Below are 25,759 nucleotides of genomic sequence, written 5' to 3'. Positions count from 1 at the left end.
GTTGAATTCGTCCTCGCGGGAGCGCGTTCAGCGGCCGCGCATCAGCGCGAATCCACCGGACCGGCCGATTTCTGCGCATGCGCATCGTACGCCTCCACAATTCGCGCGACCAGCGGATGCCGCACCACATCCGCGCTGGTGAAGCGCGTCAGCGCAATGCCGCGCACGTTCGCGAGCACCTGCTGCGCTTCGATCAGCCCGCTCTTGTGGCCGCGCGGCAGGTCGATCTGGGTCGTGTCGCCGGTGACGACCGCCTTCGAGCCGAAGCCGATGCGCGTGAGGAACATCTTCATCTGTTCGGGCGTGGTGTTCTGCGCCTCGTCGAGGATGATGAACGCGTGGTTCAGCGTGCGGCCGCGCATGTACGCGAGCGGCGCAATTTCGATCATCTGCCGCTCGAACATCTTGGCGGTCTTGTCGAAGCCGAGCAGGTCGTACAGCGCGTCGTACAGCGGCCGCAGATACGGGTCGACCTTCTGCGCCAGATCGCCCGGCAGGAAGCCGAGACGCTCGCCCGCTTCGACCGCGGGCCGCGTCAGCACGATGCGTTTGACCTGATCGCGCTCCAGCGCGTCCACCGCGCAGGCCACCGCGAGATACGTCTTGCCCGTACCAGCCGGGCCGACGCCGAGAGTCACGTCGTGCGAGATGATCTGCTTCAGGTATTCGCGCTGCGCCGGCGTGCGTCCGCGCAGGTCCGCGCGCCGCGTGTACAGCTTCGGGCCGAATTCTTCGAGGTCGTCGTCGATGGCGTCGACGGGCTGGTCGAACGGATGATCCGGATTGCCCGGAAAACGCGGCTCGCCGGCTTCATCACCATTGCCGTTCGGACGGTGGCGCGCCGGATGGCGCACTTCGACCAGCGCGAGCTGGATGTCGTCGACCGACAGCGGTTCGCGTGCATTGTTGTAGAAGTTCTCGAGTGCGGTGAGCGCGAGCTTCGCGCCACGTCCGCGAATCGTGATGCGGTGGGCACGGCGCTGCAGGGTCACGTCGAGCGCCTGCTCGATCTGCCGCAGATTTTCGTCGAGCGGTCCGCAGAGGTTGGCGAGCCGCGCGTTGTCGTCGTGCGGTGCGGTGAATTCCAGATGCTGCTGAGTGGTCTTCAAGGCGGTGGGTCGATCCTGTCGGTTTCGATACGGCTCAGTGGGCGGTGGCCGGCGCGTCGTCATGAACGAGCACGAGCTCGCCACGCAGCGAATGCGGGTACGCATGGACGATCTTCACGTCCACCATCTGACCGATCAGCCGCGCGTGCGACGCCACCGGCGCCGGGAAATTCACCACCCGGTTGTTCTCGGTGCGGCCCGCGAGTTCGTTCGGGTCCTTGCGCGCCGGGCGCTCGACCAGAATGCGCTCGATCTTGCCGACCATCGCATCGCTGATGCGCTGAACGTTCTCCTCGATGGTGGCCTGCAGGTGTTGCAGACGCCTGAGCTTCACCTCGCGCGGCGTGTCGTCGTGCAGGTTCGCGGCGGGCGTGCCGGGGCGCGGGCTATAGATGAACGAGAAGCTGGTGTCGTACTTCATCTCGTGGACGAGCGCCATCATCTTGTCGAAGTCTTCTTCCGTCTCGCCAGGGAAGCCGACGATCATGTCGGTGGACAGCGACAGATCCGGGCGGATCGCGCGCAGCTTGCGGATCACCGACTTGTATTCGAGCACTGTGTAGCCGCGCTTCATCGCCATCAGGATGCGATCGGAGCCGTGCTGCACCGGCAGATGCAGATGGCTGACGAGCTTGGGCACCTTCGCGTAGGTGTCGATCAGACGCTGTGTGAATTCCTTCGGATGCGACGTGGTGTAGCGAATCCGTTCGATGCCCGGAATATCGGCGACGTATTCGATCAAGGTCGCGAAGTCGGCGATCTCCGACGAACCGAGCGTGAGGCCGCCGCGATATGCGTTGACGTTCTGGCCGAGCAGCGTGACTTCGCGCACGCCTTGGTCGGCGAGGCCGGCGATTTCGGTCAGCACGTCATCCAGCGGGCGCGACACTTCTTCGCCGCGCGTGTACGGCACGACGCAATAGCTGCAGTACTTGCTGCAGCCTTCCATGATCGACACGAACGCGCTCGGGCCGTCGACGCGCGCCGGCGGCAGGTGATCGAACTTTTCGATTTCCGGGAATGTGATGTCAACTTGCGCGCGGCCGCTCGCGCGGCGCTGGTCGATCATCTGCGGCAGACGGTGCAGCGTTTGCGGACCGAACACCAGGTCGACATACGGTGCACGCGCAACGATCGCCGCGCCTTCCTGGCTGGCCACGCAACCGCCCACGCCAATGATCAGATCGGGATTCGCTTCCTTCAGCTCGCGCACGCGGCCGAGGTCGGAGAAGACCTTCTCCTGTGCTTTTTCGCGCACCGAGCAGGTGTTGAACAGGATCACGTCCGCGTCTTCCGGCGTGTCGGTCTTGACGAGTCCTTCGGCCGCGCCGAGTACGTCGACCATCTTGTCGGAGTCGTACTCGTTCATCTGGCAGCCAAAGGTCTTTACATAAACTTTCTTGGTCATCGAAGTTCGCCGGTCGCAGTGGTTAATCTGGGGGCGTCGTGTAAAAGGTGAGGGGGACAAACGTACGGGCGACGTGCGCAAGGGCCGCGGGGCGGTGTCTGGGTCCGCCGTGAACCGCGTCGGGTCGCCTCGTCCAGCCAGCGAGGCACGTCTGCAGCGTAACGTCACATTATAGCCCTTCACGAAATCCGGCTGGCGCGCCCGGATCGGCGCGTGGCGGCGCCGGGGAATGGCTGGCTTGCTGAATCGCCTGCTTACGGCAGGCGTCGATTTTCAATCTACGCAAGTCGCGCCCGTGAAGCGCGCCCAGAGCGAGGCGCTGATGCTATAAGGCCGTTCGTTTGGATCGTCGTGCATGAAGTTGTGCATCAGCAGCACGAGCCTGCGTCGATATGAAAAATGCGCACAAGCTTTGCGAATATCGCTCTCCGCAATGCTGATAACAGTGTGAAGATAACTTCGTTGGGCGCGGCACAACGCGATGCTATCGTGCTTTCACTTATCGCTTGCGCGTCGTCCGTCGGCGCTTTGGAGGCAATCATGCATTCCCCGCTCGCGCTGGTTCGCGATCCCTTGGCCAGTACCGATGCGCCGCCGCGTGCCGCCGAACCCTTCGATGCACTGGAACAACTGGTCGGCGTCAACCTCTCGCGCTTGCGTGCCGAGCGGCAGTTGTCGCTCGATGCATTGGCGCGCGCCTCCGGCGTGTCGCGGGCGATGCTCGCGCAGATCGAGTCGGCGCGCAGCGTGCCGTCCATCAAGGTGCTGTGCAAGGTTGCGGCGGCGTTGAAGGTGTCGGTGGCGGCGTTCTTGCGGCGTTACGCGACCAACGGCTTCGAACACTTGCCGGCCGATCGCTCGACGCGCGTCGTCAGTTCGAACGGCCGCTATTCGGCCCGGCCGCTTTACCCCGACGCCGAGCCGACCGCCGCCGAGTTTCACGAGCTGCGCATTGCGCCGTTGCACACCGAGGTCGGCATACGTCGCGCGCCGGGTACGACGGTGAACCTCGTGGTCAGCGAAGGCACGCTGGAAGTCAGCGTGCACGATCGGCGCCAGTTGCTTGCCACCGGTGACGCGATCGTGTTCGACGCCGACCAGCCGCACAGTCTGCGCAATCCGGGCGACACCGAAGCACGCGCGTTTCGCGTGACGCTGAGGGCGGAGACGCCGCCGCGCTGGGATGTGCCGGCGCAACGCGAGGTACAACACGAGGCGCAGAGCGAGGCGCAACACGAGGCGCAACACGAGGCGCGGCACGAACCGCTGCACAAAGCGGCGCGCGAGGCCACACCGGTTTAGCCGCATGTCCGCAACGGGACGCGTGGTACTTTGACGATCTCCGTGTGTTCAGTAGGGGTTGCGCTGCAAGGTCCTGCGCGACTGTTGTATGCTTCGTCAGCCGGTCGATCCGGCAATCAGTGCGTCTTCAGGGCGGGGCGAAATTCCCCACCGGCGGTATGCCGGCAACGCGAAAGCGTGAGCCGACGAGCCCGCGAGCGCCCGCATCGTGCGGTCTTCCGGTTAGTGGAAACCGCAGCGGGGTCAGCAGATCTGGTGAGAGGCCAGAGCCGACGGTTACAGTCCGGATGGAAGAAGATGTGCAGATAGTCATGTGCGTTTCCGTGGCGCCGCCAGTGGTTCGGGCGGCGCGCGAGCGTCGCTTTGCGCGGCGTTCAACGGCGCGTGCCCGTCTGTTTGCAATGCCCTGAAACGTTTTTCGCCCAACTTTTGCGATGAGCGTTTCAACCATGTCCTTTGCTAGATTTCCTGTTCCGTCGACGATTGCGGAAGATGCATTCGCCGATCTCCCTCTGCTCGCCACCGAGCCCGTTCCGCCACGTATCGCCGCCGCCTTGCAGGCGATGCGCGATGGCCGCGCCGTCGTCCTGCAAGACGACCACGACCGCGAGAACGAAGCCGATCTGATCGTGTCCGCCGAGCGTCTGTCCGTCGAAACCATGGCGTTGCTGATCCGCGAATGCAGCGGCATCGTTTGCCTGTGCCTGCCCGACGACAAGATCCGCGCGCTCGAATTGCCGCCGATGGCCGTCAATAACGAAAGCCGTCACGGCACTGCGTTCACGGTTTCGATCGAAGCACGCGACGGCGTGACCACCGGCGTGTCCGCGCTCGATCGCGTGACGACGATTCGCGCCGCGATCGCCGATGCGGCGAAGCCCGCCGACATCGTGCGCCCGGGCCATGTGTTCCCGTTGCGGGCGATGCCCGGCGGCGTGCTGGCGCGCCGCGGCCACACCGAGGGCACGGTCGATCTGGCGATTCTCGCCGGCCTGAAGCCGGCCGGCGTGCTGTGCGAGTTGATGAACGCGGACGGCACCATGACGCGCGGCGCGGATGTCGAGCGCTTCGCTGCGCAACACAATCTGCCGATGCTGACGATCGCCGAGCTGGTAGAGTTTCGTACCGCGCTCGCGCAGGCGCGCGAATGCGTCGCTGACGAAGTGTGATGCGCGCGGCGTGCATCTGAAGCGCGCTGCAAAAAACGATCAAGGCCGGTTCGAACGGGAACCGGCCTTTTTTCTCATCGCTGCCGAGGTGGGCCACATCTGCACGCCGCTAAGCCACGCTACGACTGCACATCACCGAAGTCGCCGCGCACGCCGGCTTCGACCAGCGCCGGCAATTCGTCCATGTGCTTCATGATGCGCGTCATGCCCATCTTGCGCAGCGCGTCCGCATAGCCATCGGGAATATGGCTCGCGCCGACGAAGGCGATCGTCTTCATGCCCGCCGCGCGTGCCGCGTTCAAACCCGCCACGCTGTCCTCGACCACGATGCAGCGCGACGGCGCGACACCCAGCGTCTGGGCGGCGAACAGATACACATCGGGATAAGGCTTCGGCCGCGCCACCTGTTCGGCGCTGAAAATCCGTTCGCCGAAAATCTGCAGCAAACCCGCGCGCCGCACCGACGCATTCACGCGCGTCATCCGGCTGTTCGAGACGACCGCGGCCGGCAGCGTCACGCGTTGCAAGGCCTCGCGCACGCCGTTGATCGGGCTGAGCGACGCCGCGAGCGCAAGCTCGACGTTGTGTTCGATGGTGTCGAGAAAGTCGGCGGGCAGCTTGAGCTCGAAGGACTTCTCGATGCCTTCGAGAAAGCGCGATGTCTGCTGTCCGAAGGCGGTTTTGACGACGGGTTCGAAATCGATGCCTGGAAAGGTCGCCGTGAGTGTTTCGAACATCACGCGGTCGGCGATGATTTCACTGTCGACGAGCACGCCGTCGCAGTCACAGATGAGGTGGTCGATCATGCATTGAAACGCAAAAGCGGGAAGCGCATGAGCCGGGCTGTTGCAAGCTCAGGCGCGTCGAGATTGAAAGCGTCATGATACGTGCTTTACCGCTCAAGCCGCTCAAGCCGCTCAAGCCGCTCAAGCCGCTCAACGCGCCCAACGCGCTCAACACGTCCAACACGTCCAACACGTCCAACACGTCCAACACGTCCAACACGTCCAACACGTCCAACACGTCCAACACGCCCAACACGCCCAACACGCCCAACACGCCCAACACGCCCAACACGCCCAACACGCCCAACGCGCTCAGGCTGCTCGGGTCGACCAGGCCGCCGCTCAGGGTGTATCGGCCCACGCCTTCGCGGCGCGGATTGCGCGCTGCCAGCCGTCCAGGCATGCCTTGACGTCGGCGTGCGGCAGCGCGGGCGTAAAGCGGCGCTCGACCTTCCACTGGCTTTGCAGTTCGTCGACGTCCTTCCAGTAGCCGACCGCGAGACCAGCGAGGTAGGCCGCACCCAGTGCGGTCGTCTCCGACACCCTGGGGCGCACCGCGTCGACACCGAGAATGTCCGCCTGGAACTGCATCAGCAGATTGTTCACGCAGGCGCCGCCATCCACGCGCAACTCGCCGATGCGAATGCCGGAGTCGGCTTCCATCGCCTTCAGCACATCGAGCGATTGATAGGCGATCGAGTCGAGCGCGGCACGCGCGATATGCGCGGCGCTCGTGCCGCGCGTCACGCCGAACAGTGTGCCGCGAGCGCGAGCATTCCAGTGTGGCGCGCCGAGCCCGGCAAAGGCGGGCACCAGGTACACGCCGTCACAATGCGGCACGGTGCGCGCGAGGGTTTCGATCTCGCCGGCACTCCTGATGACGCCGAGGCCATCGCGCAGCCATTGCACCACCGCGCCGCCAATGAAGATGCTGCCTTCGAGCGCATAGTCGATCCGGTCGCCGATCTGCCACGCAATCGTGGTGACCAGATTGTTCTTCGATTCGATCGGCTTGTCGCCGGTGTTCATCACGAGGAAACAGCCGGTGCCATAGGTGTTCTTCACCATGCCGGACTGCGTGCACATCTGGCCGAAGAGGGCGGCGTGCTGGTCGCCGGCGATGCCCGCAAGCGGAATCTTCGACGCGAACACGGTGGTTTGGCTCGGTCCATACACTTCCGACGAAGCGCGCACTTGCGGCAGCAGGCTGCGCGGAATGTCGAGCGCGTCGAGCAGCTCGTCGTCCCACTTGAGCGTGTGAATGTTGAAGAGCATCGTGCGCGACGCGTTGGTCACGTCCGTGATGTGCAGGCCGCCTTTGGTGAAGTTCCACATCAGCCAGCTATCGACCGTGCCAAACGCGAGGCGGCCCTGTTTCGCCTTTTCGCGTGCGCCTTCGACGTTGTCGAGAATCCAGCGGATCTTGGTCGCCGAGAAATACGAGTCGATCGGCAGACCGGTTTTCGCGCGGACCTTTTCTTCGAGCCCCTGCGCCTTGAGCTGGTCGCAGAAGTCGGCCGTGCGGCGGTCTTGCCAGACGATCGCGTTATAGACCGGGTGGCCGGTTTCGCGGTCCCACACGATGGTGGTTTCGCGTTGATTGGTGATGCCGATCGCAGCGATCGATGTGCCGCTCATGCCGGCGCGCGTCACGGCCTCCGCGGCGACGCCTGCCTGGGTCGACCAGATTTCCAGCGGATCGTGCTCGACCCACCCCGGCTGCGGATAGATTTGCTGGAATTCTTTCTGAGCGGTCGACACCACATTGCCGAGCCGGTCGAACAGCATCGCACGCGAGCTGGTAGTGCCCTGGTCGAGCGCAAGGACGTACTGATCCTGCATTGTCTCTTCTCCATAGTCGTTTATCGTTCGAAGCGCGCTGCAACAGTGTGCAATTGGGCCGCCGCGAGCCGCCGCGCCGGGTTCAGCCGAAGGGATAAGTGAACCGCGTCATGCAGGCAAGCTCGCGCGCAGCGCGCGCCACACGACGATCCCCTGACTATGCGCGTTATCGATGCATCCGGTCTAGGCGCTCTGCTGCGCGGGCTCGTCGGCGAACCATGCGTCGATCTCGTGCGTGATCGAATCGAGCGCGCCTGGCCCGGCGTGCAGACCGAGCTTCGAGCGCCGCCACAACACGTCCTCAGCGCTGCGCGCCCATTCGGTGTCACGCAGATACGTCAACTCGGCTTCGTAGAGGCCCGGCGCGAACGCGCGGCCAAGCTCGGCCAGCGAGCGCGCCTTGCCGATCACGTGCTGCGCGCGTGTGCCGTACGCGCGTGCGAGGCGGTGAGCCAGATCAGCTGGCAGCCACGCATGCCGCTGCCTGAATTCAGCCAGGAAGCGCTCGAAGTCGGCGTGCTCGATATCGCCACCGGGCAACGGCGCGCTGACGGTCCACGCAGGCGCGTCTTTGTGCAGCGCCTGCGCGAGCGTATCGACGGCTTGCTCGGCGAGTTTGCGAAACGTCGTGATCTTACCGCCGAACACCGACAGCAACGGCGCTTCACCCGCCGGTGCGTCGAGTTCGAGCGAGTAATCGCGCGTGACCGCCGACGGATTGTCGGCCCCTTCTTCCTCGAGCAGCGGACGCACACCCGAATAGGTCCAGCGCACGTCGGCCGGCGTGATCTTCTGCTTGAAGTAGCGGTTGATCGAATCGCACAGGTACTGCGTTTCGTCGGCGGTGATCGCGACTTGCGACGGGTCGCCGTCATATTCGAGATCGGTGGTTCCGATCAGCGTGTAGTCCTGCTCGTACGGAATCGCGAAGATGATCCGCTGGTCCTGGTTCTGAAAGATATACGCGTGGTCGTGTTCGAACAGACGCCGCGTGACGATATGGCTGCCTTTGACGAGGCGCACGCCGTGCGCCGCTTGACGGCCAAGCGCGCCCTGCAGCAGTTGGGCGACCCACGGGCCCGCCGCGTTCGCTATCGATGCAGCGCGCACGGCGAGGCTCGTGCCGTCCGCGCGCCTGAGTTGCGCGCGCCATTCGCCGCCGGCGCGCACCGCGCTCACCAGCTTCGTGCGCGTGAGAATCCGCGCGCCGTGCTCGTGCGCGTCGAGTGCGTTGAGCACGACCAGACGCGCGTCGTCGACCCAGCCGTCCGAATACACGAAACCGCGCTTGATCGAATCGATCAGCGGCGCGCCCGCCGGATGATTGCGCATCACGATGCCGCGCGACCCCGGCAGCAATTCGCGCCGCGCGAGATGGTCATACAGGAAAAGGCCAGCGCGGATCAGCCAGGCCGGACGCAGATCGGGCATGTGTGGCATCACGAAGCGCAGCGGCCACATGATGTGCGGCGCGGCGCGCAGCAGCGTTTCCCGCTCCTGCAAGGCTTTGCGCACCAGGCCGAACTCGCGGTATTCGAGGTAGCGCAAGCCGCCGTGAATCAGCTTGGTGCTCGCCGACGACGTATGCGACGCCAGATCGTCCTGTTCGCACAGCAGCACCGACAGGCCGCGACCCGCCGCATCGCGCGCAATGCCCGCGCCGTTGATCCCGCCGCCTACGACGAGCAAATCGTATCTCGAGCCTTGCGTCACCTGCTGGGTCCTCTGCGGCGGATCTGGAAGATCGGTAGGAAAGTGGATCGAACGGATTGTGTTCGTTTTCGAACTCTAATGAACATATTCGAAAAAGTAAAGTTCGCTTGATGTGCGCGAATCCGGCTCGATTGGTCAGGGAGTGGCGCAACCGACGCCCACCGACGATACTCTTGGCAGCAGCCATTTCGAGGTGAACTCATGCGTGGACTTTTGGTGATCGGCACCGCTGCGCTTCTGACGGGGCTCCTGACGGCGGCGTGCGTCAGTACGCCGAGCCTGGAAGGAACGCGGGGCGCACCGTCGTTCGAGGCCTTGCAGCAAATGTGCACGGCCCAGACGGTCGACTACGGCAGCGACGCGCAAGACGTCTATATCACGCTGTTCGACGCTTACGTGGCGAGCCGGCGCGGCGCATTGTCGAAGGAGGATTTCTGCGCGTTCCAGGCATCGATCGCACAGCGCCATGCGAGCCAGGGCGTGAGCACCGATCCGAAGGTGCGCAATCAGTGGGTCGCGTTCTTCATCGAACAGCGGGCCAAGGCGTTGAGCTGGCGCGCCGCCGTCGATCCGACCTTGCGCAGCGGCTGAGCGGGCTGTTTGCGGTCTTTGATGCAGCCGGCTGCTCGCTGCCGTCCCCGCGTGGCTGGCTGACGTGCGAAGTCAGCCGCGCTGCGGCAGGGCCCCGCGCCACAACATGCGACGGATCTGAGCGAACACCGCTTCGCGGGTCAGCGCAGGATTGGCGTTCGCGCTGGCGTTTGTGGCGCTGGCTTGTTGCGCCTCGGGCAGTGGCAACTGATTGGCGAGCGCCAGCATCGTGAAACCGTGCAGACTTGCCCAGTACGCATAGCCGATCAACTGCGGGTCGCCCTCCAGAATGCCGGCCGCGACGAGCCGCTCGAAGTGCACGCCGAGCAGGCGCCAGGCACGCTGCGATGCGGCCGCGAGTTCCGGATAGCCGCCTTGCTGCGATATCTGATCGAACATCAATCGGTACGCGTGCGGTTCATCGAGTGCGAACGCGACATAAGCCTCGCTGAGCGCCGATTGATCGGTCGCGGGCGCATTTTTCGCGGCTGTTTCGAGGCGCGCCGCGAAGCGGTTGAACGCCGCGGCACGCACCATCGCGAGGATCTCGTCCTTGTCGCGGAAGTAGCGGTACGGCGTCATCGCGCTGCAACCCAGTTCTTTCGCCAGTTCGCGCATCGTTACACCTTGGGCGCCGCGCGTGGCGAACGCGTTTTCGGCGATGCGGCGCATGGCTTCGCGGAATTGCTGGATGTCGTCGGGGGAGAGCGTTTTGGGCATACGCGAGGGGTGGAAGTCCGTCGCGTCAATTTACTGTGTAAATGAGTTGCGCACAACAAAGCGGCCGCCTTGGCGCCGGCCTGCTTTCACGCGAAGCAAAGACGAGGCAATCTGAAGACGGCGGATGGAGCGCACGAAGTTGCGCCCCGCCATCATTGCGGGTCGGGCATCGACCGTTAAAACAGAGACTCGCTCGGTGACACTATGAAAAACGTTTGATGGCCCGCAGCGCGTTGTCGCCGGTTTCCGTCACGCTCCATTGTTCGTTGCCCGACGCAAGCCTTTCGAGTTGTACCAGCTGACGTTCCAACAGGGCGTCCAGTTCTTGACGATCCATATCGACTTGATTGGGTGCGTCCTTGACGAGCAACAACGTGGCGAATTCATGCGGACTCAGCATCGTTTCTCTCCATGTCAAGCAAACGCGGACGGCCTTGTCGGCAACTGGCGAGACGCCAGTGAAGTCCGCAAGAGGATCAGGGCGGGAAGTACGGCTCACACACGACAGATTCACGCAACCGGCGTTACGCAGAACGCGGAATCAACGCCGGGGAACTGGAGTGTAGTCAACCGCGCGTTAAACACCAAATCCTCCCCAGTAAATTTTCCCTTTGACAAGACGGCCTGGAAGCGGCGGTCTGGAGCCGCGGCCAGATTCTGGATTTCACTCGAAGTTTGGTGTGCGCCGCAGCATGGCGTGAATCCGCTACGCCTGGCCGGCGACAAACACCTGGCAATTGGCGGCGGCGAGCGTTTCGGCCATCTCGGCGGGCGGCGCGGCGTCGGTGAACAGCGCGTCGATCTGATCGAGGTGGCCTTGGCGCACGAGCGCCGGGCGGCCGAATTTCGAGTTGTCCGCGGCAAGGAACACGGTGCGGGCGTGCTGGATGATTGCTTCGGCTACGCGCACTTCGCGCGTGTCGAAATCGCGCAGCGTGCCGTCGGTTTCGATGCTCGACGTGCCGATGATCGCGAAGTCCACCTTGAACTGGCGGATGAAATCGATCGCCAGCTCGCCGACGATCCCTTTGTCCCACGGCCGCACGATGCCGCCCGTCACCAGGACTTCGCAATCCGGGTAGCCGCTCATCATGCTCGCGACGTTCAGGTTGTTGGTGATCACGCGCAGTCCGCGGTGCCGGTTGAGCGCGCGGGCGACTTCCTCGGTGGTGGTGCCGAGATTGATGAACAGCGAGGCCTGATCAGGAATGTGAGTGGCCACTAGCGCCGCGATGCGCCGCTTCTCTTCGTGGAACATGCGCTGACGCGCCGTGTACGAGACGTTCTCGGAACTGGTCGGCAGACTCGCGCCGCCGTGATAGCGGCGCAGCAGGTTCATGTCGGCGAGCCAGTTGACATCGCGGCGGATCGTTTGCGGCGTCACGTCGAAGTGGGCGGCGAGGTCGTCCACGGTCACGAAGCCGTCACGTTGCACCCACTCCAGCAATTCCTGTTGCCGGGCGTTGAGAGTCAGGCGGGGGTCTCGGGTCATGGGTGTCGTGGATTTTTGGGCGGCGCGGCCCGTCGCCGGCGCGATGTGTCGGGCGGGTAACGGGGTCGTGCATGAACGAACAGGCTGGGCGTATTGTAAGACCACCGGACCCCTTGTCCGCCAACTCGCGCAAGCTGCAGCCATTGCGAAAACCCAACCGGCCGATTCATTCAGGCGCACGACGCATTTATTCATTTGATAAATGAATTTGTTTTTTGGGCCGGTTCGCGCTGCAATCCAGGGTTTCGCGTTTTACCCGCGCGTACCTCTTTCCCATGGTTTCCGGCGTCTCCCTCAGGCTGCGCCGTGCTTTCGAGAGTGTTCGACATGACTGGCTTTAACTGGCAAAACCCCTATCCGACACCGCGTCTGCCTGTATTCGCGCGCAACATCGTTTCGACCTCGCATCCGCTCGCCGCGCAAGCCGGGCTGCGCATGCTGTGGAAAGGCGGCAATGCCGTCGATGCGGCCATCGCGGCGGCGGCCGCCATCACGGTGGTCGAGCCGGTGTCCTGTGGTCTCGGCGGTGACGCGTTCGCGCTGGTGTGGGACGGCAAGAAGTTGCATGGCCTGAACGCGTCGGGCGTGTCGCCCGCAGCCTGGAACGTCGACTACTTCAAGCGCAAGTACGGCGAGGAAAACGGCCTCGCGAAGCAGCCCAAGCGCGGCTGGGATGCGGTGACGGTGCCGGGCGTGATCGCCGGCTGGGAAGCGCTGCATCAGAAATTCGGCACGCTGCCGTTCGCCGACCTGATGGAGCCGGCGATCGAGATCGCCGAGCGCGGTCACGCGGTGGCGAGCATCGTCGCGTACAAGTGGGCCGCCGCTGTGCCGGAGTTGAAGGACCAGCCGGGCTTCGCGCAAACCTTCATGCCGCGCGGCCGCGCGCCGGAAGTCAGCGAGCTGGAGCGCTTTCCCGGCCACGCGAAGACGCTGCGCAAGCTCGCCCAACAAGGCCCGCGCGCTTATTACGAAGGTGAGATCGCCGAGCAGATCGCGGCGTTCGCACGCGCAGGCGGCGGCGCGCTCACGCTCGACGATCTGCGCAATTACCGCGCGGATTGGGTCGAGCCGATCGGCAAGGCATATCGCGGCTACACCGTGCATGAGATTCCGCCGAACGGCCAGGGCATTGCGGCGCTGATCGCGCTCGGCATCCTCGAAAAATTCGATGTGAAGGAATTGGCGGTCGACAACGTCGAGTCGCAGCACCTGCAGATCGAAGCGATGAAGCTGGCGTTCGCGGACGTGTACCGCTACGTCGCCGATCCGCGTTCGATGGACGTCACGCCCGAGCAGATGCTCGACGACGCGTACCTCACGTCGCGCGCAAAGCTGATCGATCGCAAGCGTGCCACGCAGTTCGACTTCGGCATGCCGAAGGTCGGCGGCACCATCTACATGTCGGTGGCGGACGAGCGCGGCATGATGGTGAGCTTCATCCAGTCGAACTATATGGGCTTCGGCTCGGGCGTCGTGGTGCCCGACAGCGGCATCGCGATGCAGAACCGTGGCTGCGGCTTCTCGATGGACCCGAAGTCGCCGAACGTGGTCGAGGGCGGCAAGCGGCCGTTCCACACGATCATCCCGGCGTTCCTGACGCAGCAGGTGAACGGCCAGCAGGAAGCGGTGATGAGCTTCGGCGTGATGGGCGGCGACATGCAGCCGCAAGGTCATCTGCAGTCCGTCGTGCGGATGCTCGATTACGGTCAGCAGCCGCAGGCCGCGTGCGACGCGCCGCGCTGGAAGGTCAACCGCGACTTCACGATCGACGTCGAAGCGACGCTCGATCTGAACACCGCCGAGGCGTTGCAGAAGCTGGGTCACACGATCAAGTCGGTCGATGATCCGTACATGGACTTCGGTTCCGGCCAATACATCTGGAAGCTCGATCGCAACGATCCGGAGCGCGGCTATGTGGCGGCAAGCGACAGCCGCCGCGACGGATTGGCCGCCGGCTTCTGATCGACTGACTCGCGCGACACCGCGCTGCCCGGGATGCTGTTCAAGGCGGCGCCCGGGCGCCGCTTCGCCGGGTTCGTCGGGTTTGCCTGGTGTCGCGCGGGGTATCGGGAAGCAGCCACATATCAAACAAAAAAGGAGACACCATGCACACGCCCGCGTCGCCATCCGCGACCGCTTCCCCACATGGCTCGCCCGCACCGCTTTCTAAAGCGATGGTGCGGCGGATTGTGTTTTCGTCCTCGGTCGGCAACGCGCTCGAATGGTTCGACTTTCTGGTCTACGGCTATTTCGCGACCATCATCGCGAAACAGTTCTTCCCGATGCAGGACGAGTGGCTCTCGACGCTGCTGGCCATCGCCACGTTCGGCATCTCGTTCCTGATGCGGCCGTTGGGTGCCGTGGTGCTGGGCATCTATGGCGACCGCAAGGGTCGCAAGGCGGCGCTCACGCTCGCCATTGTGCTGATGATGATCGGCACCTTCACGATGGCCGTGATGCCGCCGTATGCGTCGATCGGTCTTGCCGCGCCGTTGCTGGTTCTGCTCGCGCGACTCGTGCAGGGCTTCGCGGTGGGCGGCGAGTTCGGCAGCGCGACGGCCTTCATGGTCGAGCACAGCGCATCGCGGCGCGGCTACTACGCGAGCTGGCAGTTCGCGAGTCAGGGACTCGCGGCGATCACCGCGGCGGCCTTCGGCTCCCTGCTCACCGCGTGGATGCCGCCCGAGCATCTGAACAGCTGGGGCTGGCGTCTGCCGTTCGTGTTCGGTTTGCTGGTGGGGCCGGTGGGCTACTACATCCGTTCGCATCTCGACGAGACCCCTGAGTTCCTCGCGATGCGCGAAGCGCGCGAGGCGTCCGGCGCACAGAAGCAGGTGAGCGAAGAACAGGGCGCGTCGTTCGCCAATCAGTGGGTCAATCTGTTGCTCGCGATCGGCATCGTGGCGCAGTCCACCGTCGGCGTGTACGTGCTGCAACTCTACATGCCGATGTACGCGGTCAAGCAGTTGCATATGCCGACGACCGCATCGTTCGGCGTGGTGGTGCTCAATGGTGGACTGCAGTTTCTGCTGTCGCCGGTGATGGGCGCGTTGTCTGATCGCATCGGCCGGATTCGCATCATGCTGACCACCTCGATCCTGATGGGCTTGCTGATCTATCCGATGTTCGCATGGCTACAGTCTCACCCGACGATTGGCTGGCTGCTGTTGTTGCAGGCCACGGCCGGTATTTTCAAGGCCGCTTATTCCGGACCGATGCCCGCGCTGATGTCGGAAATCTTCCCGACGCAGGTGCGCTCGACCGGTCTTTCAATTGGCTACAGCATCGGCGTGACGATTTTCGGCGGCTTTGCACCGACAATTGTCGAGACCTTCATTCATTTGACCGGCGATAAACTTGCGCCAAGTTATTACGTGCTGCTTGCCGCGCTGCTGTCGGGGATGTCGCTGGTTATCGTGGCCTGGCGCATGCGTCGCTTGCGTCCGGTGCGAAGCGTTCAGCCCGCGTGAGGACACGCTTGCGCGACGCGTATCGATGACGCCTCCGCCCTTGTCGGGCACCGACTCGCAGGGTTTGATGCCCAGCCTGAAGCCAGCTCTTCGAGCTGGCTTTTTTTACGTGTCGCGCACAACTTTTTTGGTTCGATCGAAGCTTTCGACTATCTTCAAATTGGAACTGCGACGAATCGGCATGGTCTGTGCTGTGGTGATCTGCAGAGTTCGGAAACACCGGCTAAGATGCAAGATACAAGGGGTTAACTCTAATTCACGGCGCTGTATTCGACACGGCTCACCGCCACGACGAGCACCTGCGACGGCGAGCCTGCTCCACGAATCGATACAGCATTGGGAGCAAGACACGATGCAAACAGAGCTGAACCATGTCATGCCCTGGCGGATCGAGGACATCGACCTTACCCGCATTGATCGGCAGAAGGCCGTCGCGAACGAAGATCTACTGCTGCTCCTGTGTGCCGCTTCGTTTATTGAAAGCGGCACTGACCTCTACACCAGCAATCTGAGTACCTTTTTCAACGGTGATCCTGAAGTCTCGGCCTGGCTCAACAATGAGTGGGAGCCCGAGGAATTGCAGCACGGCCGTGCACTCAAAACCTATGTCGCTTACGTGTGGCCAGAGTTCGACTGGGACACCGCGTTCCGCAATTTCATGGACGAATATTCGCTGACCTGCTCGGTGGAAGATTTCGAAAGGACTCGCGCGCTCGAAATGGTCGCGCGCTGCGTGGTCGAAACCGGCACGGCGACGTTGTATCGCGCGATCGGCGTGTGTTCGGACGAGCCCGTGCTCAAGCAGATCACCGACAACATCCGCACCGACGAAGTCCGTCACTACAAGCACTTTTTCAAGTTCTTCAAGAAGTACAACCGGATCGAAGGCAACGGCCGTCTCACCGTACTGGGCGCGCTGATGCGCCGCGTGATGGAGATCAAGAACGAAGACTCCGAGATCGCATTGCGCCACGTGTTCGCGATTCGCTATCCGGAGCGCGTGCATGATTCGGCCTACAACCGCGAACGCGCGGCGCGTATCAATACGCTGGTGCGGCGCAATCTGTCCGCCGACATGTGCATAAAGATGCTGCTCAAGCCGCTCAATTTGCCGGCACGGATTCAGCCGGGCGTGCACTATCCGCTTGCGAAGATTACGCAGCACGTGTTCTTTCGCTGAACTGAGTCCAGCCCGCAACGACATGACACGACGAGACATGGCCCGCTGATGCGGGCCATTCTTTTTTCGAGGCATCATTGCATCATGGCGTCTTGCCCACTTCCAACCGGACCGACAGCATGAGCGATTCCCCCGCACCCGAACGTCCGCTCGAGCAGAACGTGTTCGACGAATGGCCCGATGCCGTGCGCGCGTTGTTCGACGGTTCGTCGCTCGCGACCAAGACGGGCTTCACCGCGTCGCTGCTGAGCGTCGATACGAATGGCCATGTGCGTACATCGCTGCTCAGTGTCGGTGAGTTGTATGCACCTGATTCGCGCACGCTGTGCATCGCATTGTGGCCGCATGCCCGAGCGGCACGCGCGCTTGCGCAAAGCGGACGCGCCGCGCTCAGCTTCGTTTGCGACGAGGCGTTCTATCAGGTGCAGTTGCTTGTCGCGCCGCTGGCAGGTGTCGCCGGCGACGACACTGGGCTGGTCTATCTGATCGGTTCGATCGATACCGCGGAGTCGCAGAGCGTACGTTATGCGCGCCTGACGAGCGGCATCACGTTTGAACTGGAAGACGAGGGCAGGGTGGTGCTCGACCGGTGGAAACGGCAGATCGAGCACCTGAAACAAGCCGCCGCCGCGGCCAACCGTTAGTCCCTCGACGACGGACGACGGCTGGCGAGCGGGCGGCCTCCTCGCAGCTTAACGGCCTCGTTGGCCGCTGCGCGAAGGCTGGCCGCCACGCGGGGCGTCGTTGCGGGGCTTGCCGCCGCCCAGCAACGCACCCGGATTGCTGCTTTGTGGCTTGCGCGGCGCGTGTTGCGCGGCGGCGCTTTCATGCGCGACGGCACGCGGCCGGTCGTCGTGACGCTGACCGTCGCGACGCGGCTGAGCGCCATTGCCGGCCGGCTTCGCGCCTTGCGGCTTCTGCTGACCATTCGACGGCCGTTGAGTGGAACGCTGTGCCGGCTTCGCTGAGGCAGCGCCGTCACGCTTCGGCGCGCCTTGACTCTGACGCGGCGAACGTCCACCACCGCCACCACCCTGGCCGCGACGCAGAATCGGCTCCGGCTTCGCGGTCGGGTCCGGTTCGAAACCGGCGATCACTTCCTGCGGCACCGGACGCTTGATCAGCTTCTCGATGTCCTTCAACAGTTGCAGTTCGTCGACGCATACCAGCGACACGGCTTCGCCCGTCGCGCCCGCGCGCCCCGTGCGGCCAATACGATGCACATAGTCTTCCGGCACGTTCGGCAGATCGAAGTTGACCACGTGCGGTAATTGATCGATATCGATGCCGCGTGCGGCGATGTCGGTCGCGACCAGCACCTGCAGCGTGCCGTCCTTGAATTCGGCCAGCGCGCGAGTTCGAGCCGACTGGCTCTTGTTACCGTGAATCGCCAGCGCGCTGATGCCGTCCTTGGTCAGTTGCTCGGCAAGCCGGTTGGCGCCATGCTTGGTACGCGTGAACACCAGCACCTGGAACCAGTTGTGCTGCTTGATCAGGTGCGTGAGCAGCTCGCGCTTCTTGTCGCGATCCACCGGGTGAATCTTTTGCGCGACCGTTTCCGCCGTCGTGTTGCGGCGTGCGACTTCGATCAGCGCCGGCGAGTCGAGCAGGCTGTCGGCAAGGGTCTTGATCTCGTCGGAGAAGGTCGCCGAGAACAGCAGGTTCTGACGCTTCGGCGGCAGCTTGGCGAGCACGCGCTTGATGTCGTGGATGAAGCCCATGTCGAGCATGCGATCGGCTTCGTCGAGCACGAGAATCTCGAGATGCGACAGGTCGATGGTCTTCTGTTGCATGTGATCGAGCAAACGGCCTGGTGTCGCGACGACGATGTCGACGCCGCTCTTCAGCGCGCCGATCTGCGGATTGATGCCGACACCGCCGAACATCACGGTGGACTTCAGCTTCAGATATTTACCATACGCACGCACGCTTTCTTCGACCTGCGCGGCCAGCTCGCGCGTGGGCGTGAGGATCAGCGCGCGCACCGCGCGCTTGCCCGCACCCGTGGCGACGGCGGGCATCGAATGGAGACGCTGCAGGATCGGCAGCGTGAAGCCGGCGGTCTTGCCAGTGCCGGTCTGCGCGCCGGCCAACAGGTCGCCGCCGTTGAGCACGGCGGGGATCGCTTGCGTCTGGATGGGAGTCGGACTGGTGTAGCCGAGTTCGTTTACAGCGCGGACCAACGGTTCGGACAAGCCGAGGGAATCAAAAGACATAGAAGCTCTTTGCAATGCAGTTTCGCGAACGGCACGAATGGGCCCAGGCAGGCATCAACGCGGCATGAACACGCCCGCATGGCGCACTCGAGGCCCAAGCCCAGTTCCGGTCGCTGAGAAATCGGCGGCACGCTCAAACATGTGCCGAATGCTTCAACGCGCTATGCAGACACGTTGACTGGCCTTAAGTTGCATTTCGTCGCCGTGGGATGTCACGCGACGTAGCGCGCGACACTGACGAATTGACACAGACTGCCCGCCAGTACGAACAGGTGCCAGATACCATGTCCGTGGCGGATGCGCTCGTCGTTGATAAAGAAGTAGATGCCGGCGCTGTAGATGACTCCGCCGGCCACGAGCCACGCGGTGCCCGCCGCCGGTAACGCTTGCAGCAGCGGGCGGACGGCTACGAGCGCGAGCCATCCCATCAATACATACAGCACCATCGAAACGCTGCGGGTGCGTCGCCCGAGCGTCAGTTCCTGCACGATGCCAAGCGCGGCAAGCCCCCAGCTCACACCGAATAGCGACCAGCCCCACGGTCCGCGCAACGTCACAAGGGTGAACGGGGTGTAGCTGCCGGCGATCAGCAGGTAGATCGCCGAATGGTCGCATTTCTGCAGGACCGATTTTGCACGCGGACTGCGCACGCTGTGGTAGAGCGTCGAGATAGCATACAGCACGAACAGCATCGCACCGTACACGCTGAAGCTGACCACCTTGTACGCGTCGCCGTCGAGCGCGCCCATCGTGACGAGCGTCGCAAGACCCATCACCGACAGCACGGCGCCGACGAGATGGGTGATGCTGTTCAAACGCTCCCCGACATGCACGACTCTTTCCTCCCACCCGGTTTCACAAGGACAAAAACAACGACATAAGTGCCCACATGATACCGGTCCTGAAAAAACGAAGGGCGCGGCCGCGAATTTCGCAGGCCGCGCCCCGGGTACAACGGACGCTGCTTAGTCGAGCGGCGCCGAACGCAGATCGGCCACTTGCTGCGGCGACACGGCGGTGCCGTGGTTGCCCCAGGACATACGGATGTACGTCACGACCGCCGCGACTTCCTGATTCGACAGCGACTGCGCGAACGGCGGCATGCCATACGGATGCGGGTTGGCATCCGTGCTCGGCGGATAGCCGCCGTTGAGCACCATACGGATCGGGTTGACCGCCGACGGCATCTGGATCGACTGGTTGTTCGCGAGCGGCGGGAAAGCCGGCGGCTGGCCCAGACCATTTTCCGCGTGGCACTTCGCGCAGTTGTCAGCGTAGATCTTCTGACCTTGCTTCAACAGCTCGCCACCGAACTTTTCCGACGTTTCGAGCTGCATCGGTTCAGGCGCTTCGCTCTTTTGCGGGATCGTCTTCAGGTACGTGGCCATCGCGTTGATGTCTTCGTCGGACATGTACTGCAGGCTGTTGTGGACCACTTCAGCCATCGGACCGAACACCGCGCCACGATTGGACACGCCGGTCTTCAGCAGGTCGGCGATGTCCTTGATCTCCCAGTCGCCGAGGCCGGCTTCCCGGTTCGACGTCAGCGACGGCGCGTACCAGTTCTGCAGCGGAATCAGGCCACCGGCAAACGCCGCCGAATTGACCGGGCCACCCATGGCGTTGATCGACGTGTGGCACATGCCGCAGTGGCCGAGGCCTTCGATCAGGTAAGCGCCGCGGTTCCATTCGACCGACTTGGTCGGATCAGGCTTGAACTCGCCTTCGCGGAAGAACAGCGTGCGCCAGCCGATCAGCATGTTGCGCTGGTTGAACGGGAATTTCAGTTCGTGCGGACGGCTCGGCACGTTGACCGGCGGGACCGAGCGCAGGAATGCGTAGATCGCGTCCGAGTCGGCGCGCGTGACTTTCGTGTAGCTCGTGAACGGGAAGCCCGGATACAGCAGGCTGCCGTCTTTCGAGCGGCCGGTGTGCATCGCGCGATAGAAGTCGTCCTGGGTCCACTTGCCGATGCCGTACTGGTCGTCGGGCGTGATGTTCGGCGTGAACATCGTGCCGAACGGCGTGGCCATCGGCAGGCCGCCGGCGAACTGCTTGCCGCCGCGCACCGTGTGGCATGCGATACAGTCGCCTGCGCGGGCGAGGTACTCGCCCTTCTTGATCAGTGCCGCCTGGTCGGCGGGCGTGGCCGCCATGGCCGTGCCGTTATGCAGATTGTCGCCGCCCGACCAGAGGACCGGAACGAGCGCGGCAGCCGCCGCCACGACGACGGCTGAAAGAGCGAACAAAGACTTGCGTTTCATTTGAGTGTCTCTCCCGGTGCCTTATTGCGGTGCGCTGCCGCAGGCAAGCGGAGTCTTCAACGAGCGGGCCGGAGCCGGCACGGGGTTTTGTGGGGCCCGCTGCGTGGCAAGCCATGCCGCAACGGCGTTCACGTCTTCGTCGGTCAGACGCGTGGCGACGGTGTGCATGCAATCAGGGGCGATCGCGTGACGCGAGCCCGAGCGCCATGCGCCAAGCTGCGCGCTCATGTAATCGGAGTGCAGACCGACGAGACCCGGAATAGCCGGTTCCATACCCGTCAGAGCCTTGCCGTGGCAGGCCACGCAAGCCGGAATCTGCTTCGATGCGTCGCCGTTCAGCACGATCTGCTCGCCGCGAGCGAGCGTGGCCGCCGACACTGTCGGCTTGGCCGGCTGCGGATACGGCGGACGCTGTTGCGAGAAGTACGCGGCGATCTTGTGAAGGTAGTCGTCAGAAAGATACGTGACGAGGTAGTTCATCGGCGGGTACTTGCGGCGCCCTTCACGGAAGTTCTGCAACTGGTTGTAGAGGTAGTCGGCCGGCTTGCCCGCGAGGCGCGGGAAGTAGTCATTGTCCGTACCTTGCCCGTGGGCGCCATGGCAGGCGGTGCAACCTTGCACGCGCGCTTCCATCGTGTCGGGGGCCTTCGGTTGAGTCTGCGCTTTCGCAGCGCTATAGACACCCGCAGAGCCGATCAACAGAAGGGCGAGCAACGGGCGGAAGAGGCGTCTTGAAGACACGCGTAACTCCATCAAAATCGGGGACCTGACCGAACTTCGAGCGGCTCGGTGTGAAGGGTAGCCGGCGCTGCGGCGACGCAGCATTCTATCATCGAAGGGTAGTGGTGACCATTTGTCACATAAGAGAAGGCTCCCGGTGTGACAGGCATGCGACAGTTTGACGCGCAACATGGCTTCGGGTGGTGTGGGTGCCATCTCGAATTTGCAATGCAGGCGCCACTGCTACCGCACTCGTTGCATCTGGTTGCATCTCATTCGACAAAGCAGGTTGAACCGATGTGCACGCGAACCATCGAAGCGTACACTTCCGGGCTCGCCGGCCGCCGCCGTACCCAGGCTTGCTCCGGCTCGACGCCCACCGTTTATCTGTCCACCAGCTATCGTCCCAACATGAAGCTATTCCAATTTTCCCGTCCGGCGCTGCGTGCGTTGATGCTCGGCGCCGTGGCGCTGGTCGCGACGTCCGGCGCATTCGCGCATGCGCATCTGGCGTCGAGCGCGCCGGCGGCCAACGCCGAAGTCGTTGCGCCGACCGAAGTGACGATCCACTTCACCGAACCGCTCGAGCCGGCGTTCAGCAAGATCGCGATCGCCGATGCACGCGGCAAGGCGGTCGCGCCAGCCGCATCCGAAGTGGACAGCCAGGATGCCAAGGTCATGCGTATGCGTCTGCCGCAGTTGAGCACCGGCCGCTTTGCGGTGAACTGGATCGCGGTTGCCACGGATGGTCACCGTACCCAAGGCGATTTCGCGTTCAACGTCAAATGAGCGTCGACGGACTGTGGATCGGGCAGGTCGCCATGGCCGCGCTCATGAATATCGCGTTTGCGTTTGCCGTGGGTTCGGCGCTGCTCGGCGCGTGGCTCGCGAAAGACGCTCAGCAGACGACCTCACCCGCGCGCCCAGGCTGGCTGCGCGCGCAACGTTCGATGCTGACCGCCAGCGTCGTGCTGATTCTCGCGGACCTCGGCTGGCTGCTGTATCAGGCGGCGTCGATGAGTGGCGTCGCGCTGCCGGCCGCGCTCGGCGTGGTGCCGACCGTTCTGACGCAGACCCATGTCGGCTACGGCTGGAGCGTCGCGTTTGCCGGAGCGGTGGTGCTGCTCGGCACGGCCATGGCCAGTCATACGGGCATGCTGCGCAATGCGCTCTTATGGCTCGCGGTGATCGCGGTCGCGGCGGGCAAGGCGTCGCTCGGACACGCGGCCGATGCCGGCGTGGCCTCGGCGGCGATCGGCACGCAAACGCTGCACGTGCTCGTGACCAGCGTGTGGGGCGGGCTGGCGATGGTGGCCGGGCTCGCGGTGCTGCCGGCGCTTGGCGCGTCGACCGCACGCGGGATGCTGATCCGCACGGCGACCCAGGTATCGAAGGTATCGCTGGTGTCGGTGGCATTCGTGCTGCTGTCTGGCATCTTCAACGCGGTGCGGGGGTCGGGGGGCTCGTTCGAAGCGCTTCAGTTCAGCACATGGGGCCATGTGTTGATGCTGAAGCTCGTGCTCGTCGCGCTGGCGCTGGTCCTCGGCGGACTCAACCGATTCTCGGCGCTGCCACGCCTGCGCCGCACGGCTTCGACGATGGATGCGCATACCTTCGTCAACGTGCTCTATCTGGAAGCGCTGGCAATGCTCGGCGTGTTCACCGCGGCGGCCGTGTTGGCGCATATCGTGCCGGGGTACGCGGCGCTAGGGTAACGGCGCTGGATCAGGATCGACGACGCGCCTCGCCGGTGCGTGCGTCGCGTGTCACCGCTCCAACAAACCCGCTGCATAAAAATGCGCCGCACGGCAAAGCGTGCGGCGCAATGCCCGCGGTCGCCACGGGCGCTACGATCGGCTGGTGATGTCAGTAGATCCGTCGCTGTTCTTCGCCAGTTGCATGCCCACCAATCCGTTTGAGGAATCCGCTCATTCGAAGCCGAGCCGATGGCCGAGGATCGGCGCGCAGAAGAGCGCGATCGCGCAGCCCGCGACTTTGCCTTCGAGTTCGGCGCTGGCCGCTCGCGCGCCGTACGTATGCGCTAGCAGATCATAAAGCTGCGGCAGACAATACACGAGCGCGGCGGCAATGAAACATCTCTCGAGCACGGGGATGCGCCAGCCGTGTTCGTAAGCCAGCATCGCGCCGAAGAGGCGCAGCAGCCCGAACGCGACCAGTGCGCCGACCGCGGCCTGTTCGCGGATCAGATAGTCAGGAAGGAATTCGCCCATGATGTGCCCCGATGCATCTGTCGTTTGCATGCATTTGAGCGGAAAGCGGGCCATGCGTATGTCTGATGCCGAACAATCGGCGCGTCAGTCGGGCTGGATAAGCGTTGCGTGAGCCACGGCGGAGCGGCTTCGCGCACGGTGTGGGCGAAGCCGCTCGATCGTGCCCACGACGAACAGAGAGGACCACACGCCGACTATGCCGAGCGCGCGCATGATGATTTGTCCAATGGCGCGGCGCGCATCTCGAACCAGTCGGCCGACGAGACGTAAAACACAAAACGAAACATGCAAACAGAAACGCCGCCCGCAGGCGGCGTTCGTTCACGCGATCACCATTCGGCGACGCTGCCGTCCGCGTGGCGCCACACCGGATTGCGCCAGCGATGGCCGACCTTGGCCATCTCGCGCACCTTCTCTTCGTTGACCTCGATACCGAGGCCAGGACCTTGCGGGATCGACACGAAGCCGTCTTCGTATTTGAAGACTTCCGGATTCTTGATGTAGTCGAGCAGGTCGTTGCCCTGGTTGTAGTGAATGCCGAGGCTCTGCTCCTGGATAAACGCGTTGTAGCTCACCGCGTCGATCTGCAGGCAGGTGGCGAGCGCGATCGGACCGAGCGGGCAATGCAGCGCGAGTGCGACGTCGTACGCTTCGGCCATCGACGCGATCTTGCGGCATTCGGTGATCCCGCCCGCGTGCGACGCGTCCGGCTGGATGATGTCGACATAGCCGCCCGACAGAATGTGCTTGAAGTCCCAACGCGAATACAGACGCTCGCCCAATGCGATCGGCGTGTTGGTCTGATTGACGATGTCGCGCAGCGCTTCCGCGTTCTCCGACAGAACCGGCTCTTCGATGAAGAGCAGCTTGTACGGGTCGAGCTCTTTTGCCAGCACCTTCGCCATCGGCTTGTGCACGCGGCCGTGGAAGTCCACGCCGATGCCGATGTTCGGGCCGACCGCCTCGCGTACCGCCGCGACGTTGTTGATCACGCCTTGCACCTTGTCGAAGGTGTCGATGATCTGCAGTTCTTCGGAGCCGTTCATCTTCACGGCCTTGAAGCCGCGTTCGACCACCGCTCGCGCGTTGTTGGCGACGTCGCTCGGACGGTCGCCGCCGATCCACGAATACACCTTGATCCTGTTGCGCACCTGGCCGCCGAGCAGCGCATGGACCGGCACGCCATGATGTTTGCCCTTGATGTCCCACAACGCCTGGTCGACGCCGGCAATCGCGCTCATCGTGATCGGGCCGCCGCGGTAAAAGCCTGCGCGGTACATCACCTGCCAGTGATCTTCGATCAGCAGCGGGTCTTTGCCGATCAGATAATCGGCCAGTTCGTCCACCGCGGCGGCGACCGTGTGTGCGCGGCCTTCGACCACGGGCTCGCCCCAGCCGACGATGCCCTCGTCGGTCTCGATCTTCAGGAAGCACCAGCGCGGCGGAACGATGAAGGTTTCGAGCTTGGTGATTTTCATGAGGTATGTCTCCTTGCGGCTTGGCCGGCGGCGAAAAAATTTCGAGGACTACATGCTACAACAAAG

General features: G+C 63.6%; 24 protein-coding genes, 1 pseudogene and 1 riboswitch. Of the genes and pseudogenes, 11 read left to right on the top strand and 14 right to left on the bottom strand.

Annotated features, from left to right (window positions below; genetic code table 11):
* Positions 1-41: 41 nt before the first annotated feature.
* A complete protein-coding gene (locus BN2475_RS21115) occupies positions 42-1,109 on the bottom strand; it encodes a PhoH family protein (RefSeq protein ID WP_094781443.1) in 1,068 nt (355 codons plus the stop codon).
* A gap of 34 nt (positions 1,110-1,143) precedes the next feature.
* Positions 1,144-2,517 carry a tRNA (N6-isopentenyl adenosine(37)-C2)-methylthiotransferase MiaB gene (gene miaB, locus BN2475_RS21110; RefSeq protein ID WP_094781442.1) on the bottom strand — a complete coding sequence of 458 codons (1,374 nt, stop codon included), beginning with the start codon at positions 2,515-2,517 and terminating at the stop codon, positions 1,144-1,146.
* A 540-nt stretch (positions 2,518-3,057) separates the two neighbouring features.
* Between miaB and BN2475_RS21105 the strand changes: the two are divergent.
* A pseudogene (locus tag BN2475_RS21105) lies at positions 3,058-3,735 on the top strand (helix-turn-helix domain-containing protein); the annotation flags it as partial.
* A gap of 203 nt (positions 3,736-3,938) precedes the next feature.
* Positions 3,939-4,122: riboswitch (FMN riboswitch) on the top strand.
* Positions 4,123-4,268: 146 nt separating this feature from the next.
* Complete coding sequence (ribB, locus tag BN2475_RS21100; protein WP_094781441.1) at positions 4,269-4,988, top strand: 3,4-dihydroxy-2-butanone-4-phosphate synthase; 720 nt, start codon at positions 4,269-4,271, stop codon at positions 4,986-4,988.
* A 119-nt stretch (positions 4,989-5,107) separates the two neighbouring features.
* Here the strand turns inward: ribB and BN2475_RS21095 are convergent, their stop codons facing one another.
* Positions 5,108-5,794 (bottom strand): HAD family hydrolase, encoded by a 687-nt coding sequence (locus BN2475_RS21095; protein ID WP_094781440.1) that lies wholly within the window; start codon positions 5,792-5,794, stop codon positions 5,108-5,110.
* Positions 5,795-5,868: 74 nt separating this feature from the next.
* Between BN2475_RS21095 and BN2475_RS34860 the strand changes: the two genes are divergently transcribed.
* Positions 5,869-6,183: a hypothetical protein gene (locus BN2475_RS34860; protein WP_174642011.1), complete on the top strand. Its 315-nt coding sequence runs from the start codon at positions 5,869-5,871 to the stop codon at positions 6,181-6,183.
* Here the strand turns inward: BN2475_RS34860 and glpK are convergent.
* On the bottom strand, positions 6,116-7,615 hold the full coding sequence (glpK, locus tag BN2475_RS21085) for a glycerol kinase GlpK (RefSeq protein ID WP_094781439.1): 1,500 nt from the start codon (positions 7,613-7,615) through the stop codon (positions 6,116-6,118). The two genes, BN2475_RS34860 and glpK, sit on opposite strands and share 68 nt — an antisense overlap.
* A 183-nt stretch (positions 7,616-7,798) precedes the next feature.
* Positions 7,799-9,328, bottom strand: a complete 1,530-nt coding sequence (gene glpD / locus BN2475_RS21080; protein ID WP_094781438.1) for a glycerol-3-phosphate dehydrogenase — start codon at positions 9,326-9,328, stop codon at positions 7,799-7,801.
* Between the two features lie 201 nt (positions 9,329-9,529).
* Here glpD and BN2475_RS21075 point away from each other — a divergent pair, with 201 nt between their 5' ends.
* Positions 9,530-9,919: a hypothetical protein gene (locus BN2475_RS21075; protein WP_094781437.1), complete on the top strand. Its 390-nt coding sequence runs from the start codon at positions 9,530-9,532 to the stop codon at positions 9,917-9,919.
* A gap of 72 nt (positions 9,920-9,991) precedes the next feature.
* Here the strand turns inward: BN2475_RS21075 and BN2475_RS21070 are convergent, their stop codons facing one another.
* The 3 genes from BN2475_RS21070 to BN2475_RS21060 form a co-directional block, all read right to left on the bottom strand.
* Entirely contained in the window at positions 9,992-10,639 is a 648-nt protein-coding gene (locus tag BN2475_RS21070; protein ID WP_094781436.1) for a TetR/AcrR family transcriptional regulator, read from the bottom strand.
* Positions 10,640-10,841: 202 nt separating this feature from the next.
* Positions 10,842-11,039 carry a hypothetical protein gene (locus BN2475_RS21065; protein WP_094781435.1) on the bottom strand — a complete coding sequence of 66 codons (198 nt, stop codon included), beginning with the start codon at positions 11,037-11,039 and terminating at the stop codon, positions 10,842-10,844.
* 306 nt (positions 11,040-11,345) lie between these two features.
* Entirely contained in the window at positions 11,346-12,131 is a 786-nt protein-coding gene (locus BN2475_RS21060) for a DeoR/GlpR family DNA-binding transcription regulator (RefSeq protein ID WP_094781434.1), read from the bottom strand.
* A 327-nt stretch (positions 12,132-12,458) separates the two neighbouring features.
* On the opposite strand from BN2475_RS21060, the gene BN2475_RS21055 reads away from it, so the two are divergent.
* The 4 genes from BN2475_RS21055 to BN2475_RS21040 all read left to right on the top strand — a co-directional run bounded on the left by BN2475_RS21055 (position 12,459) and on the right by BN2475_RS21040 (position 17,428).
* The gene (locus BN2475_RS21055; protein WP_094781433.1) at positions 12,459-14,096 is read left to right on the top strand and encodes a gamma-glutamyltransferase family protein; all 1,638 of its coding nucleotides are present in this window, start codon (positions 12,459-12,461) and stop codon (positions 14,094-14,096) included.
* Between the two features lie 143 nt (positions 14,097-14,239).
* Entirely contained in the window at positions 14,240-15,604 is a 1,365-nt protein-coding gene (locus BN2475_RS21050) for an MFS transporter (protein WP_094781432.1), read from the top strand.
* 352 nt (positions 15,605-15,956) lie between these two features.
* Entirely contained in the window at positions 15,957-16,784 is an 828-nt protein-coding gene (locus BN2475_RS21045; protein ID WP_094781431.1) for a ferritin-like domain-containing protein, read from the top strand.
* Between the two features lie 119 nt (positions 16,785-16,903).
* Complete coding sequence (locus tag BN2475_RS21040; RefSeq protein ID WP_094781430.1) at positions 16,904-17,428, top strand: hypothetical protein; 525 nt, start codon at positions 16,904-16,906, stop codon at positions 17,426-17,428.
* A gap of 48 nt (positions 17,429-17,476) precedes the next feature.
* Here the strand turns inward: BN2475_RS21040 and BN2475_RS21035 are convergent, their stop codons facing one another.
* From BN2475_RS21035 to BN2475_RS21020, 4 genes are all read right to left on the bottom strand, one after another.
* Complete coding sequence (locus tag BN2475_RS21035) at positions 17,477-19,000, bottom strand: DEAD/DEAH box helicase (RefSeq protein WP_094781429.1); 1,524 nt, start codon at positions 18,998-19,000, stop codon at positions 17,477-17,479.
* 212 nt (positions 19,001-19,212) lie between these two features.
* The gene (gene trhA, locus BN2475_RS21030) at positions 19,213-19,833 is read right to left on the bottom strand and encodes a PAQR family membrane homeostasis protein TrhA (RefSeq protein WP_094781428.1); all 621 of its coding nucleotides are present in this window, start codon (positions 19,831-19,833) and stop codon (positions 19,213-19,215) included.
* A 132-nt stretch (positions 19,834-19,965) separates the two neighbouring features.
* Positions 19,966-21,264 (bottom strand): c-type cytochrome, encoded by a 1,299-nt coding sequence (locus BN2475_RS21025; RefSeq protein WP_094781427.1) that lies wholly within the window; start codon positions 21,262-21,264, stop codon positions 19,966-19,968.
* Between the two features lie 21 nt (positions 21,265-21,285).
* Positions 21,286-22,017, bottom strand: coding sequence for a c-type cytochrome (locus tag BN2475_RS21020; RefSeq protein WP_094781426.1), 732 nt, complete (start codon positions 22,015-22,017; stop codon positions 21,286-21,288).
* A gap of 378 nt (positions 22,018-22,395) precedes the next feature.
* Between BN2475_RS21020 and copC the strand changes: the two genes are divergently transcribed.
* Positions 22,396-22,773, top strand: a complete 378-nt coding sequence (copC, locus tag BN2475_RS21015; protein WP_094781577.1) for a copper homeostasis periplasmic binding protein CopC — start codon at positions 22,396-22,398, stop codon at positions 22,771-22,773.
* Positions 22,770-23,699, top strand: coding sequence for a CopD family protein (locus BN2475_RS21010; RefSeq protein WP_094781425.1), 930 nt, complete (start codon positions 22,770-22,772; stop codon positions 23,697-23,699). Before copC ends, BN2475_RS21010 begins: the two co-directional genes overlap by 4 nt.
* Positions 23,700-23,912: 213 nt before the next feature.
* Here the strand turns inward: BN2475_RS21010 and BN2475_RS21005 are convergent, their stop codons facing one another.
* On the bottom strand, positions 23,913-24,215 hold the full coding sequence (locus BN2475_RS21005) for a hypothetical protein (protein ID WP_094781576.1): 303 nt from the start codon (positions 24,213-24,215) through the stop codon (positions 23,913-23,915).
* A 108-nt stretch (positions 24,216-24,323) separates the two neighbouring features.
* On the opposite strand from BN2475_RS21005, the gene BN2475_RS34330 reads away from it, so the two are divergent.
* Positions 24,324-24,485 carry a hypothetical protein gene (locus tag BN2475_RS34330; RefSeq protein ID WP_159444594.1) on the top strand — a complete coding sequence of 54 codons (162 nt, stop codon included), beginning with the start codon at positions 24,324-24,326 and terminating at the stop codon, positions 24,483-24,485.
* A 59-nt stretch (positions 24,486-24,544) separates the two neighbouring features.
* Here the strand turns inward: BN2475_RS34330 and dgoD are convergent, their stop codons facing one another.
* A complete protein-coding gene (gene dgoD / locus BN2475_RS21000) occupies positions 24,545-25,693 on the bottom strand; it encodes a galactonate dehydratase (protein WP_094781424.1) in 1,149 nt (382 codons plus the stop codon).
* Positions 25,694-25,759 lie beyond the last annotated feature (66 nt).

Origin of the sequence: Paraburkholderia ribeironis (genome assembly GCF_900019265.1) — a bacterium.
GTDB lineage: Bacteria > Pseudomonadota > Gammaproteobacteria > Burkholderiales > Burkholderiaceae > Paraburkholderia > Paraburkholderia ribeironis.
The sequence above is the reverse complement of the archived record's forward strand: the minus strand, read 5'-3'. Positions and strand labels throughout refer to the sequence as shown.